The organism is Modestobacter sp. SSW1-42 (genome assembly GCF_046635825.1).
GTDB lineage: Bacteria > Actinomycetota > Actinomycetes > Mycobacteriales > Geodermatophilaceae > Modestobacter.
Window position 1 is genome coordinate 628,093 of record NZ_JBISCA010000003.1, and the last position, 12,976, is coordinate 641,068.

10 protein-coding genes are annotated in these 12,976 nt (G+C 76.6%); 3 read left to right on the top strand and 7 right to left on the bottom strand.

Annotated features, from left to right (window positions below):
- Nucleotides 1–80 precede the first annotated feature (80 nt).
- Nucleotides 81–800: a YcnI family protein gene (locus tag ACGBYP_RS13350; RefSeq protein WP_411584811.1), complete on the top strand. Its 720-nt coding sequence runs from the start codon at nucleotides 81–83 to the stop codon at nucleotides 798–800.
- A gap of 43 nt (nucleotides 801–843) precedes the next feature.
- On the opposite strand, the gene ACGBYP_RS13355 is transcribed toward ACGBYP_RS13350, so the two are convergent.
- From ACGBYP_RS13355 to ACGBYP_RS13385, 7 genes are all read right to left on the bottom strand, one after another.
- Nucleotides 844–2,565 carry an ABC transporter permease subunit gene (locus ACGBYP_RS13355; protein ID WP_411584813.1) on the bottom strand — a complete coding sequence of 574 codons (1,722 nt, stop codon included), beginning with the start codon at nucleotides 2,563–2,565 and terminating at the stop codon, nucleotides 844–846.
- A complete protein-coding gene (locus ACGBYP_RS13360; RefSeq protein WP_411584815.1) occupies nucleotides 2,562–4,052 on the bottom strand; it encodes an ABC transporter substrate-binding protein in 1,491 nt (496 codons plus the stop codon). Before ACGBYP_RS13360 ends, ACGBYP_RS13355 begins: the two co-directional genes overlap by 4 nt.
- Nucleotides 4,053–4,077: 25 nt before the next feature.
- Nucleotides 4,078–5,355: an MFS transporter gene (locus ACGBYP_RS13365; RefSeq protein ID WP_411584816.1), complete on the bottom strand. Its 1,278-nt coding sequence runs from the start codon at nucleotides 5,353–5,355 to the stop codon at nucleotides 4,078–4,080.
- Complete coding sequence (locus ACGBYP_RS13370) at nucleotides 5,352–6,113, bottom strand: ABC transporter ATP-binding protein (protein WP_411584818.1); 762 nt, start codon at nucleotides 6,111–6,113, stop codon at nucleotides 5,352–5,354. Before ACGBYP_RS13370 ends, ACGBYP_RS13365 begins: the two co-directional genes overlap by 4 nt.
- Complete coding sequence (locus tag ACGBYP_RS13375; protein ID WP_411584821.1) at nucleotides 6,110–6,892, bottom strand: ATP-binding cassette domain-containing protein; 783 nt, start codon at nucleotides 6,890–6,892, stop codon at nucleotides 6,110–6,112. Before ACGBYP_RS13375 ends, ACGBYP_RS13370 begins: the two co-directional genes overlap by 4 nt.
- The gene (locus tag ACGBYP_RS13380) at nucleotides 6,889–7,698 is read right to left on the bottom strand and encodes a TauD/TfdA family dioxygenase (RefSeq protein ID WP_411584823.1); all 810 of its coding nucleotides are present in this window, start codon (nucleotides 7,696–7,698) and stop codon (nucleotides 6,889–6,891) included. The genes ACGBYP_RS13375 and ACGBYP_RS13380 overlap by 4 nt, the downstream gene beginning before the upstream one ends.
- 233 nt (nucleotides 7,699–7,931) lie before the next feature.
- Entirely contained in the window at nucleotides 7,932–9,356 is a 1,425-nt protein-coding gene (locus ACGBYP_RS13385; RefSeq protein ID WP_411584826.1) for an NADP-dependent succinic semialdehyde dehydrogenase, read from the bottom strand.
- A gap of 184 nt (nucleotides 9,357–9,540) precedes the next feature.
- On the opposite strand from ACGBYP_RS13385, the gene ACGBYP_RS13390 reads away from it, so the two are divergent.
- Nucleotides 9,541–11,343, top strand: a complete 1,803-nt coding sequence (locus ACGBYP_RS13390) for an alkaline phosphatase D family protein (RefSeq protein WP_411584829.1) — start codon at nucleotides 9,541–9,543, stop codon at nucleotides 11,341–11,343.
- 110 nt (nucleotides 11,344–11,453) lie between these two features.
- Nucleotides 11,454–12,974: an acetyl-CoA hydrolase/transferase family protein gene (locus ACGBYP_RS13395; protein WP_411584832.1), complete on the top strand. Its 1,521-nt coding sequence runs from the start codon at nucleotides 11,454–11,456 to the stop codon at nucleotides 12,972–12,974.
- Nucleotides 12,975–12,976 lie beyond the last annotated feature (2 nt).

Genomic DNA, 12,976 nt, shown 5'->3' on the forward strand with positions numbered 1-12,976 from the left:
GCCGGGAACTGGCGGGCCGCCGGGAACGACTCCTCCGGTGAGCCGGCAGCCGCCGGCGCACCGCGCTGCGAGGAGCACCCGTGCACATCCTGACCCGTTCGTCCGCCGTCGCCGCCGCGGCCGCGCTGTCCGTCGTCGCCCTGGGCGTCGGACCCGCCGCCGCGCACGTGCGCGTCAGCTCGGCGGACGCCGCGCCCGGCGGGTACGGCGAGCTGACCTTCCGGGTGCCCACCGAGAGCGACACCGCCTCGACGGTCCGGGTCGCCGTGCAGCTGCCCACCGACACCCCGCTGGCGTCGGTGTCGACCAAGCCGGTCCCGGGCTGGACCGCCACCACCGAGCGGACGACGCTGGACGCCCCGGTGACCGTGCACGGCAGCGAGGTCACCGAGGTCGTCTCGCAGGTCGTCTGGACCGCCGACCCCGGCGCCGGCATCGCCCCGGGCGAGTACCAGACGTTCAGCATCAGCGCCGGCCCGATGCCCGACACCGGGACCCTGGCGCTGCCGGCGGTGCAGACCTACGACGACGGCACCGAGGCCGCCTGGATCGAGCCCACCGTCGACGGCCAGGAGGAGCCCGAGCACCCCGCTCCCGTCCTGGAGCTCACTGCGGCCGCCGGTGACACGCAGGGCGTGTCGGCCGGGTCGCCGACCGACACCACCGCGACCAGCACCGCCGCTGCTCCCGACGACGGCCCGTCCGGGTTGGCCGTGACCGGCCTGGTCGTCGCCGTCGTGGCGCTGCTCGCCGCGCTGGCCGGCCTGGTCACCGGTCGCCGGCGCACCCCCGGCGCCTGACCGACCGCGCCGGGGCCAGCGGACGACGTCCGGTGGCCCCGGCTCAGCGGCCGGTGCGCACCAGCCCGGCCGCGACCCCGAGCAGGACCAGCCCGGCCGCCGGGACCCCCACCAGCCACGGCGCCCGCTCCAGGTAGCCCACCCCGTCGGCCAGGCTCCGGCCCCACTCCGGCGACTCCGGTCCGGCACCGAGCCCCAGGAACGACAACCCGGCCAGGGCCAGGGCGCTGTGCGGCACCCGCAGCAGCGCGTGCCGGGCCACCGGGGGCAGCACCGCGGGCAGCACGTGCGCGCGCACCAGCCGCCAGCCGTCGGCGCCGTAGGTGCGGGCGGCGAGGTGGAAGCCCGAGGCGCGCACCTCGGCGGCCAGGGTGCGGGTGTGCACGGCCAGCGGGACCCAGGCCACCGCGCTCACCGCCAGCACCGCCGCCGGCAGGCCGGGTCCGGCCACCGCGGCCACCGCTATGCCCACGAGCACGGCCGGCAGCGCGTTGAGCACGTCGGCCAGCCCGGCCCGGCCCCGGCCGAGCAGCCCCGCCGCCACGCCCGCGACCAGCGCGACGGCGCTGACCAGCAGCGCCAGGCCCACGGTGAGCAGCGCGCCGGCGCCGAAGCGGGCGAGCACGTCGCGGCCGAGCGCGTCGGCGCCCAGCGGGTGGTCCCAGCCCGGTGCGGCCAGCCGGCCGCCCACCTGCTGGGCGGCCGGGTCGCGCAGCAGGCCGGCCAGGACGACGAGCAGCAGCACCCCCGCCAGCCCCGCGGCCCACCGTCCGGTGCGCCGCGCCGGCGGGGGCAGCTCCGGGCTCAGCCCGCCCGACGCCGCCGGGCCCAGCAGCAGCCGGGAGGCGAGCACCCCGGCGCCGCCGACGGCCAGGCCGAGGACCACCAGCAGCGCCACCCCGGCCTGCACCACCGGCACGTCCTGCGCCAGCGCCGCGTCCAGGGCGGTGCCGCCGAGGCCGGGCACGTCGAACACGGCCTCGACGACGGCGCTGGCCCCGAGCGTGCCGACCAGCAGCAGGAGCACCTGGGGCACCACCGCGGTCAGCGCCCGGCGGCCGAGCGCGGCCATCACCGCCGTCCGGGGCACCCCTGCCGCCCGCCAGGTGCGCACCCAGGCCTCGCCCGCCGCGTCACCCACCGCCCCGCCGAGCACCCGGGCGAGCAGCCCGCCGGCCGGCAGCGCCAGGGCCAGCACCGGCAGCACGAGGGAGGCCGGGCCGGCGAAGCCCGACGTGGGCAGCAGCCCCCAGCCGACCGCGACCACGGCCACCAGGACGACGGCGACCACGAACTCCGGCAGCGCGGCCAGCGCGGCGGCTCCCACGGACGCAGCGCCACCGCCCGGGTGTCCCCCGGCGGCCGCCCGGGCCAGCGCCGGCAGGCACAGCAGCACGGCGAGGACCAGCGCCACCAGGGCGGCGGTCGTGGCCAGGGTGAGCGACACCCCCAGCGCGGGCGGGACGACGTCGGCCACCGGCTGCCCGCTGACCCACGAGGTGCCCAGGTCGCCGCGGACGACGCGGCCGAGCCAGCCGAGGGTGCCCTGCACCGGGTCGGCGGGCAGGTCGAGCCGCTCCCGGACCGCGGCCAGCGCCGCCGGGTCGATCTCCCGCTCGGTCTCGCGGGCCCGCAGCACCGTGCGCGCCGGGTCGTCGCCGGACAGCCAGGGCAGCGACCCGGCCAGCAGCGCGGTGCCGGTGACGGCGACGACCGCGGTGAGCAGCGGGCGCACGGCCGGCCGGAGCACGGCCGCGCGGGTCACCCGCCGACCGCGGTGTCGGCGGTGACCAGCCGGCGCTCGAAGCGGTCGGTGGCCAGGCCGGTCACCCCCGGCGCGTGGCCGGTGCGGCTGCGCTCGTGCAGCACCGGCACGAACGCCGCCGTCCCCAGCACGGTCGCCTCGATGCGCGCGGCCTGCTCGCGGCGCTGCACCGGGTCGGTCAGCGCGCCGGCGGCGGCGACCGCGGCGTCGACGCCCGGGTCGCAGAGCCGGGCGATGTTGTAGGTGCCCGCGCAGGTGAGGTCGGTGGCCAGGTAGCCGACCGGGTCGCCGGTGTCGCCCAGGTACAGCCGGCTGCCCAGCACGGCGTCGTACGTGCCGTCCAGCAGCGCGGGCTCCAGGGTGGCGTACTCGGCGACCACCACCTCGACGGTGAAACCGGCGGTGCGCAGCTGCTCGGCCAGCACCGCGGCGGCCTCGGGCAGCTCCGGCCGGTCGGAGTAGGTGGCCAGCCGGACCGCCGCACCGGCCGGGTCGGCAGGGGCCGGCAGCTGCGGGGTGGGCCGGGTGGCCCCGGCCAGGGTGCCGTCGTCGAAGAAGCCGACCGCGCGGCCCGCCTCGCCCTCGTACACGCCGTCGACGACCGGCCCCGGGTCGACCGCCCGGGCAGCCGCGGCCCGCAGGCCGGGGTCGGCGAAGGGGCCGTCGGCGGTGTCCAGGAAGAGCCCGACCAGCCGCGGCAGCGGGGTCGACAGCACCGCGAGGTCGGTGAGCGAGGGCAGCTGGGCGATCGGCAGGTTGACCGCGACGTCGAGCTCGCCGGCGCGCAGCCCCGCGGTGCGGGCGCCGGGGTCGGCGGTGAACCGCACGTCGACGCCGTCCAGCGCCGGCTCCCCGCCCCAGTAGGCGCGGTTCGCCCGCAGGGTGGCGGTGCTGTCGCCGGTCAGCTCGGTGATCGCGAACGGGCCGGTCGCGGTGCCCACCGGGTCCGGCGCGGCCGGGTCGGCGTAGGCCGCCGGGGAGAGCACGACCAGGCCCGGTGACGCCAGCCGCTGCACCAGCAGCGGGTCGGCCGCGGCGGCCTGCACCTCGACGGTGTCGGCGTCCACGGCCCGGGCGGTCAGGCCCACGCCGCTGATCGCCCGGGGCGCCGGGCCGGCCGCGGCGGCCGCCTCCAGCGCGCCGACCACCGTGTCGGCGTCCAGCGCGGTGCCGTCCTGGAAGACGACGCCGTCGCGCAGCTCGAGCAGCGCGGTGCGGTCGTCGGGGCGGGTCCAGGACTCCGCCAGCTGCGGCACCGGGGCGCCGGCGTCGTCCAGTCCGACGAGGGTCTCGGTGACCCCCATCCGGGAGGCCAGCACGGCGTCGTCGGAGAACGGCGACAGGGCCGCGACGGGCGGGAAGTTGAGCGCCAGCCGGAGCCGGTCGGCGCCGTCGTCGGCGGCCGGGGGCGACCCGGCGAAGCAGCCGGTGAGCAGGGCGGGCAGCACGAGCACCGCGCCGAGGGCGCGGGCAGGACGGCGGGACATCGTTCCTCTTCTCGGGACGGGACGGTCAGCGGGGAACGGGGACGGGCGCGGCGGTGATCCGGCGGGTCAGCACCGCCATGCCGACGGCGGAGAGCGCGGGCAGGGCGGCGAGCACCAGCCAGGGCAGCGCGGCGCCCGGCTGCGGCACCGCGGCGCGGTCGAGCAGCACGCCGACGCCGGTGCTGCCGACCAGCACGGCCGCCCCACCGGCCGAGGCGAGGAAGCCGAAGTGCGCGCCCAGCCGCCGCTCCCCCGCCAGCCGCGGCACCAGGTCCTGGGCGACGGGGACGGCGACCATCTGGCCGGCGTAGAGCAGCAGCACCATGCCGACCGCCGGGGCCAGCGCCCACGCACCCGGCGGCGGGTCCAGCGGGGCGCAGAGCGCGACGAGGGCGAACGCCGCGGCCATCAGCGCGAAGCCCAGCGGCAGCGCGCGGCGCGGGCCCAGCCGCCGGGCCGCGCCGGTCACCGGCAGCTGGAACAGCAGCACGGAGACGGCGGCCAGCACGAACAGCCAGCCCAGCGCCCCCTGCCCGCCGGTGGCCCGGGTCAGCTCGACGGGCAGGGCGAGGTAGAGCTGGTTGTAGCTGAGCAGGTAGGTGCAGTAGCAGGCGGTGAAGGCGAGGAAGGTGCGGTTCCGCAGCACGTGCCCCCACCCGGCGACCACGCTCTCCCCGACGGCCCCCGCGACGGCGTCCTCGGTGCGCAGGTCCGGCGGCAGCCAGCGCAGGTGCGCCAGCAGGACCGCGCCGAAGACGGCGGCCGACACCCAGCAGGTGACCGCGAACGGCACGCCGAGCAGCACCGCGCCGAGCACCGGCCCGGTCACCGACCCCAGCTTGCCGGCGATCGCGTCGAGCCCGAACACCTCCGCCCGGGTCACCACCCCGGCGGCCTCCAGTCGGCGGCCCTCACCGGCCAGCGCGGACTCCACGGCCGGGGAGAACAGCGCCGCGGCGAAGCCGACCAGCACCGTGCCGGCGAGCACGCCGGGCAGCGACGTGGCCACCGCCAGCACGGCGAACCCGGCGATCCGCACGGTCACCCCGACGAGCACGACCGGCTTCACGCCGAACCGGTCGGCCAGCCCGCCGCCGAGGAAGAACAGCCCCTGCTGGCTGAAGGTGCGCACGCCGAGCACGAGACCGACGAGGCCGCCGGCCAGCGCGAGGTCCTCGGTCAGGTGCACGGCCAGGAAGGGCACCACGAGGTAGAAGCCGATGTTGAAGGCCAGCTGCGAGGCCAGCAGCAGCCGCGGCACCGGCGGCAGCCGCCGGAAGAGCACGGCCGGCTGCCAGCTCACGAGGCTCCCAGCCGGGGCGCGGCGTCGACCAGCGCCCGCGCCGGTGCGCTGCGCGGGGCGCCGAGCACCTGCGCCACCGGTCCGGCCTCGGCCACCCCGCCGGCGTCGAGCACCAGCACGTCGGTGCACAGCGCCGCCACGACGCCGAGGTCGTGCGAGACGACCAGCAGCGCGACGCCCTCGGCCTCGCTGACCTGCCGCAGCAGCTCGACCACCTGCAGCCGGACGACGGCGTCCAGGGCGCTGACCGGCTCGTCGGCCACCAGCACCTGCGGGCGCGGGGCCAGCGCCCGGGCCAGCGCGATCCGCTGCCGCTGCCCACCGGAGAACTCGTGCGGCAGCCGGCCGGCGGCGTCGGCGTCCAGGCCGACGGCGGCCAGCAGCTCGGCGACCCGGCCCGGCGGGTCCCCGGCCACCCGCAGGCAGTGCAGCGGCTCGGCGATCGCGCGGCCGATCCGCATCCGCGGGTCCAGCGAGCGGCCCGGGTCCTGGGGCACCAGTTGCACCGCCCGGCGGAACCAGTGCAGCGACCGGGCGCGGCCCGGCAGGACCGGCCGCCCCCGGTAGGTGACCGCACCGCCGTCCGGGCGCTCGAGGCCGAGCAGCAGCCGGACCAGTGTCGACTTCCCGGCGCCGGACTCCCCCACCACGCCCAGCCGCTGACCGGCGTGCACCGCGACGTCGACCCCGTCCAGCGCGAGAGCCGGCGTCCGCGGGTACCGCCGGGTGAGCCCGGAACCGGCCAGCAGCTCGGTCACCGCGCGCGGGCCGGGGAGAGCGCGACGGTCGCGTCGACCATCGCCCGCAACACCGGGTGCGGGTCGTGCAGCACGTCCGGCAGCGGGCCGTCGGCCACCAGGCGGCCGCCGTCCAGCGCCAGCAGCCGGTCGCAGGTGCCGGCCGCGGCGGCGAGGTCGTGCGTGACCAGCAGCAGCGCGGTGCCGCGTTCCCGCGTGGCCGCGCCCAGCGTCGCGAGCACGCCGGCCTGCACGGTGCCGTCGAGCGCGGAGGTCGGCTCGTCGGCGACCAGCAGCTGCGGGTCGCAGGCCAGCGCCGTGGCCAGGGCGGCGCGCTGCCGCTGCCCACCGGAGAGCTGGACCGGCGACCGCCGGGCAGCGCCGGCCGGCAGCCGCAGCTCGGCCAGCAGCTCCTCGGCCCGGGTCGCCGCCGCCCGCCGGCCGAGCCCGGCCCGGCGCAGCGGTGCGGCCACCTGCCGGCCGACCCGGACCTGCGGGTTGAGCGAGGTGCCCGGGTCCTGCGGCACCAGCGCGGTGACCCGGCCGCGCAGCGTGCGCAGCACCCGCTCGGGCGCGCCCACCAGCTCGGTGCCGCCCACCCGCACGCTGCCGGTGACGACGGCGCCGGGGGGCAGCAACCCGAGCAGGGCGAGGCCGAGGGTGGTCTTGCCCGACCCGGAGGCGCCGACCAGGGCGACCCGCTCCCTGCCGCCCAGGTCGAACCCGACCCCGGCCAGGACGGGCCGCCCGCCGAGGACGACGGTGAGGTCGCGGACCTGCAGCAGGTGCGCGGAGCTCACCGGGCGTCGGCGGTGAGCACGGTGAGCACGTCCATGTCGCGCCGACCGGTGAAGGCCTCGCGCCCGTGCAGCAGCCGGTGGTTGTCGACGACGAGCACCTCGCCGGCGTCCAGCCGGAAGCGGGGGGCCACCTCGGTGACGGTGGCCAGCACGTCGGCCCACAGGTCCAGGCAGGCGTCGTGCCCGGCCGCACCGGGGACGCGGGGCGCGGGGACCGCGGTCTCGCTGTGCCGCACCACGCGGCGGCCGGCCCGGGTGTGCTCGACCAGCCGGCGGATCAGCGGGGTGCGGGGCACCTCGCGCGGCGGGTCGACCCAGCCGCCGAAGTAGTCGACCTCGACGCCGGTGAGGAAGGCGTGCAGGTCGGGCAGGCCCTCGGCCAGCGCGTCGACCAGGGCGTAGCCGTCGACGAGGAAGGAGTCGCCGCCCTGGGCGGAGGGGTGGACGCACCGCTGCAGCAGGCCGTCCTCGTCCAGCGAGCGGAGCTCGGCCGCGGCGCCGTGGTCGTCGACGACCACGTACGCGCCGTCGCTGTGCAGCCCGAGCAGCTCGCCGGAGGTCTGCCGCAGCGGGCGGACGGTGAACAGCCGGCGGAGCCGGTCTCCCCACACCTGGGCGGCCACCACCGGCAGCGCCTCCGGCCCCGGACCGGGCTCGGCGACCACCACCGCGCCGTCCCGGGCCAGCAGCGCCCCGGCGTCGGCGACCGGTGCCCGCTCCGGGACGACGCCGGTGCCACGGACGAGGTCGGTCAGCTCGGGGCGCACGGCGCCGATGCGCCGGCCGGACGGGGTGCGATGGGCCACGGGGACCTCCCGGGTCGGGGGACCGCACCGGTCGGCGCGGCGGCGGGACAGAACCGCGCCGCAACGCACGTTATTGCAACTGACTTGCAGGAAGGCGACCGGGGTGTGGCCGGGGGTGACCGGGCGGCCGCCGGCGGCCCGCTGCCGAGGTGCCTCCGGACGGCGGTCACCGCGGCGCTCCCCCGCGCGGCTGACCCGGAGGGGCGGAAGTGGCCACTTCCGCCCCTCCGGGGTCACTCCCCGGCCTGGCCCGCGGTGCTGCCGTCGCCCTGCTCGCTGCTGGGCGCGCCCACCCACACCGTCTTGGCGTTCATGAACGCGCGCATGCCCAGCTCGGTGAGCTCCCGGCCGTAGCCGCTCTGCTTCACCCCGCCGAAGGGCAGGTCGGGGTAGCTGGAGGTCATCCCGTTGACGAACGCCATGCCCGACTGGATGTCGCGCACGAACTGCGCTCGCTCGCCCTCGTCCTCGCTCCACAGGTTGGAGCCCAGGCCGTAGGGGTGGCTGTTGGCGATCTCGATCGCCTCGTCGAGGCTGTCGACGGTCCACAGCGCCGCGACCGGCCCGAAGACCTCCTCGGCGTACAGCTTCATCTCCGGCGTGATCCCGGTGAGCAGCGTCGGCTCGTAGAACCAGCCCGGCCCGTCCACCCGCTTGCCGCCCACCACGACGGTCGCGCCCTTGCTCACGGCGTCCTGCACGTAGTCGTCCACGTCGTCGACCCCGGACTCGGTGGCCAGCGGACCGATCTCGGTGCCCTCGTCCATCGGGTCGCCGACGGTCAGCGCGCCGACCTTCTCGGCGAACAGCCGGGTGAACTCCTCGGCGACGTCGCGGTGCACGAAGAACCGCTTGGCGGCGATGCAGCTCTGCCCGTTGTTCTGGTTGCGCGCGGTGGTGGCCACCTCGGCGGCGGTGTCCAGGTGCGCCGAGGGCATGACGATGAACGGGTCGGACCCACCCAGCTCGAGCACGGTGGGCTTGAGCGCGTCCCCGGCGATCGACGCGACCGACTGCCCGGCCGGCGCGCTGCCGGTCAGCGTGGCCGCCACCACCCGGTCGTCACGGAGCACCCGCTCGATCGTCCCCGACCCGATGAGCAGGGTCTGGAACACGTCGTCGGGGAAGCCCGCCTTGCGGAACAGCTCCTCCATGTAGAGGGCGGTCTGCGGCACGTTGCTGGCGTGCTTGAGCAGCCCGACGTTGCCGGCCATCAGCGCGGGTGCGGCGAACCGCATCGCCTGCCACAGCGGGAAGTTCCACGGCATGATCGCCAGGACGACGCCCAGGGGCTGGTAGCTGACGTAGGCCTGCTGGGCGTCCACCGCGCCGGCGTCCAGCTGCTGCGGCTCGAGCATCGCCGGGCCGTGGTCGGCGTAGTACCGCAGCGCCTTGGCGCACTTGGCCACCTCGGCCTTCGCCGACGCCAGCGTCTTGCCCATCTCGGTGGTCATCAGCGCGGCGACGGAGTCGGTGTCGGCGTCCAGCACGTCGGCCGCGGCGCGCAGCCAGCCGACCCGGTCCTCGACGCTGGTCAGCCGGTAGCGCGCGAAGGCGGCCGAGGCGCGGGCGATCTTGTCCTCGAGCACCTCGTCGGTCAGCGGCTCGAAGGTCTTCAGCGTCTCGCCGGTGGCGGGGTTGACGGTGGCGATGGCCATGGGTTCCTCCTGTTCGGTGGACACGGCCGGCGTCCGGTGTGCTCGGGCGGCCGTGTCCTCTGCACCTGCCCTGGGCCCGGGACGTGAAACAGCGGCGCCGGCCACGCCGACCGGCCAGCCGCACGCCGCCGTCCGTTCACCCGGGCACCGCACACCGGTCGTCCGGCCCCGCAACAGTCCGCCCATGGCCTTCGATGCCCCCCTGTCCCGCCGCACACTGCTGAAGGGCGGGGCCGTCACGGCCGCCGCCCTGACCTTCGGCGGCCTGTCCGCCGAGGCCGCCCGCGCCGCCGTCGCCGAGACCGCCCGCTCCGGCGCCTTCGGCTTCGGCGTCGCCAGCGGCGACCCGACCGCCACCGAGCTGCTGCTCTGGACGCGCGTCACCCCCACCCCCGACGCGCTGCCCGGCAGCGGCAGGGGCCCGGCGGTCGAGGTCCGCTGGGAGCTGGCTGCCGACGAGGCGTTCACCCGGATCGTGCGCACCGGCCGGGTCACCGCCGACGTCAGCCGTGACCACACCGTCAAGGTCGTCGTCAGCAGGCTGACCCCGTACACCCGCTACTGGTACCGGTTCACCTCCGGCGGCCAGACCTCCCCGGTCGGCCGCACCCAGACCGCGCCCGACGAGGCCGGTCAGCTGCACGCGCTGCGGATGGCGTTCGTGTCCTGCAGCAACTGGACCGGCGGCTTCTTCACCGCCTACCGCGGCATCGCCGCCCGCGACGACCTGGACTTCGTGCTGCACCTGGGCGACTACCTCTACGAGTACGGCAACGACCCCCGCATCGCCGGGGTCGCCGGCAGCGGCGACCGCTACGGCCCCAACGCGCTCATCGGCATCCGCGACCACGAGCCGGCCACCGAGATGGTGTCGCTGGCCGACTACCGGGTCCGGCACGCGCTCTACAAGACCGACCCCGACCTGCAGGCCAGCCACCGGCAGCACCCGTGGATCGTGGTCTTCGACGACCACGAGATCACCAACGACGCCTACGCCACCGGCGCGGAGAACCACGAGCGGGACGACGACCCCGACACCGCCTACACCGAGCCGGGCAAGCCCGCGGGCATCCGGCCTGAGGGCGACTTCCTGGCCCGCCGGGAGCGGGCGTTCCGCGCCTACCTGGAGTGGATGCCGATCCGCGAGCCCGCGCAGTGGCAGCCGCAGCCCAGCCAGGGCCGGCAGTTCTTCCGCCGGTTCGGCTTCGGCGACCTGGCCGAGCTGTCGGTGGTCGAGACCCGGCAGAACCGCGCCGAGCAGGTCCCGGCCACCGTCGGCGGTGCGCTCAACCCGGCGCTCACCGACGCCCGCCGGCACCTGCCGGAGACCCAGCAGATGACGTGGCTCACCCGGGGCATCACCGCGGAGAAGACCGCGTGGCACCTGGTGGGCAACCAGACGGTGTTCGCCCGCGTCTTCGCCGTGCCGCGCGCCGGGGTGCTCGGCGGCCAGGTGTTCAACACCGACCAGTGGGACGGCTACCAGGCCGACCAGCGCACCCTGCTCGACGCGATGGCTGCCTCCGGCGGCACCGACCCGGTCGTGCTCACCGGCGACATCCACTCCTCCTGGGCCAACGACCTGCCCACCGACTGGGCGCGCTACCCGGCCGACGGCAACTCGGTCGGCGTGGAGTTCGTCTGCCCCTCGATCACCAGCAACGGGTTCAAGGAGTCCCTGGGCAACTCCGCGGCCGCGGCCACCGCGACCACCGCGGCGTTCCAGGCCACCAACCCCTGGGTCCGCTACCTCGAGGGCATCGGCCACGGCTTCACCGTCCTGGACGTGACGCCGGAGCGGGTGCAGGCCGACTTCTGGTTCATCCGCAGCAACGGCGACAAGGGCCTGGCCGTCGACCCGCGGCTGGACCCGCAGGCCACCGTCGGCTACGAGACCTCCTACGTCTCGGTGAAGGGCAGCCGGAAGGTCAGCGGCCCGGTCGGCCGGCTCGGCGCCCGCAGCGACCAGCCGCGCACCGCCCGGTGACCCCCGGTCCCGCCCGCCCGCGCCCCGGGCGGGCGGGACCCCCGGCGGCCACCTAGCGTCGGCCGGAGACCTCCGGTTCCGTCCCGGGTGGCCGACGACGAGGAGGACCGATGCCTGGCTCCAGCCGCATCCAGCACCCCGACTTCGCCCGCAAGGTGGTGCCGGCCGAGGAGGCCGCCGCCCTGGTCCGGCCGGGCGAGACGGTCGGGATGAGCGGCTTCACCGGCGCCGGCCACCCCAAGGCGCTGCCGCCGGCGCTGGCGCACCGGATCACCGAGGCGCACGCCTCCGGGCAGCCGTTCCAGGTCGACGTCTGGACCGGGGCGTCCACCGCGCCGGAGGTCGACGGCGTGCTGGCCGCCGCCGACGGGATCGGCCTGCGGCTGCCCTACCAGTCCGACCCGGTCACCCGGGAGAAGATCAACACCGGGCAGATCGACTACCTGGACGTGCACCTGTCGCACGTGGCCCAGCTCGCCTGGGAGGGCTTCCTCGGCCCGCTGGACGTCGCCGTCGTCGAGGTCAGCGGCATCACCGCCGACGGCGAGCTGGTGCCCTCGTCCTCGGTCGGCAACAACAAGACGTGGCTGGACCTGGCCGAGCGGGTGGTGCTGGAGGTCAACTCCTGGCAGCCGGCCGGCCTGGACGGCATGCACGACGTGTACTACGGGACGGCGCTGCCGCCGCACCGCCGTCCGGTCCAGCTGACCCACCCCAGCGACCGGATCGGGGTGCCGCACCTGCGGGTCGACCCGGCGAAGGTGGTGGCCGTGGTCGAGACCCACGCCCCCGACCGCAACAGCCCGTTCAGCCCGCCCGACGACACCGCCCGCGCCATCGCCGGGCACCTCATCGAGTACCTGGAGCACCAGGTCGCCCGGGGCCGGCTGCCGGCCGGGCTGCTGCCGCTGCAGTCCGGCGTCGGCAACGTGGCCAACGCCGTCCTGTCCGGGCTGCAGGAGTCACGGTTCGAGCAGCTCACCGCCTACACCGAGGTGATCCAGGACGGCATGCTCGACCTGCTCCGGTCGGGCACCCTCGCCTTCGCCTCGGCGACCGCGTTCTCGCTGAGCCCGACGGCGATCGCGGCCTTCACCAGCCACGTCGAGGAGTTCCGCGACCGGATCGTGCTGCGCCCGCAGGAGATCAGCAACCACCCCGAGCTCGTGCGGCGCCTGGGCGTCATCGCCATGAACGGGATGATCGAGGCCGACGTCTACGGCAACGTCAACTCCACGCACCTGATGGGCAGCCGGATGCAGAACGGCATCGGCGGCTCGGGCGACTTCGCCCGCAACGCCTTCCTGTCGGCGTTCGTCAGCCCGTCGACGGCCAAGGGCGGCGCCATCTCCGCGATCGTCCCGATGGTGTCCCACGTCGACCACACCGAGCACGACGTGGCGGTCGTGGTCACCGAGCAGGGGCTGGCCGACCTGCGCGGGCTGTCCCCGCGCAAGCGCGCCCGGCAGGTCATCGAGCGCTGCGCGCACCCGGACTACCGGCCGATGCTCACCGACTACACCGAGCGCGCCCTGCACGGGGCGCACGGCCGGCACACCCCGCACCTGCTGGACGAGGCGCTGAGCTGGCACTCCCGGTACCTGCGGACCGGCAGCATGCGCCCGGCCTGAGC

What these genes read in the sequence shown, in the direction of transcription:
- ACGBYP_RS13395 (WP_411584832.1), top strand. Translation starts at nt 11,454, where the DNA reads ATGCCTGGCTCCAGCCGCATCCAGCACCCCGACTTCGCCCGCAAGGTG.
- ACGBYP_RS13390 (WP_411584829.1), top strand. Translation starts at nt 9,541, where the DNA reads ATGGCCTTCGATGCCCCCCTGTCCCGCCGCACACTGCTGAAGGGCGGG.
- ACGBYP_RS13385 (WP_411584826.1), bottom strand. Translation starts at nt 9,356, where the DNA reads ATGGCCATCGCCACCGTCAACCCCGCCACCGGCGAGACGCTGAAGACC.
- ACGBYP_RS13360 (WP_411584815.1), bottom strand. Translation starts at nt 4,052, where the DNA reads ATGTCCCGCCGTCCTGCCCGCGCCCTCGGCGCGGTGCTCGTGCTGCCC.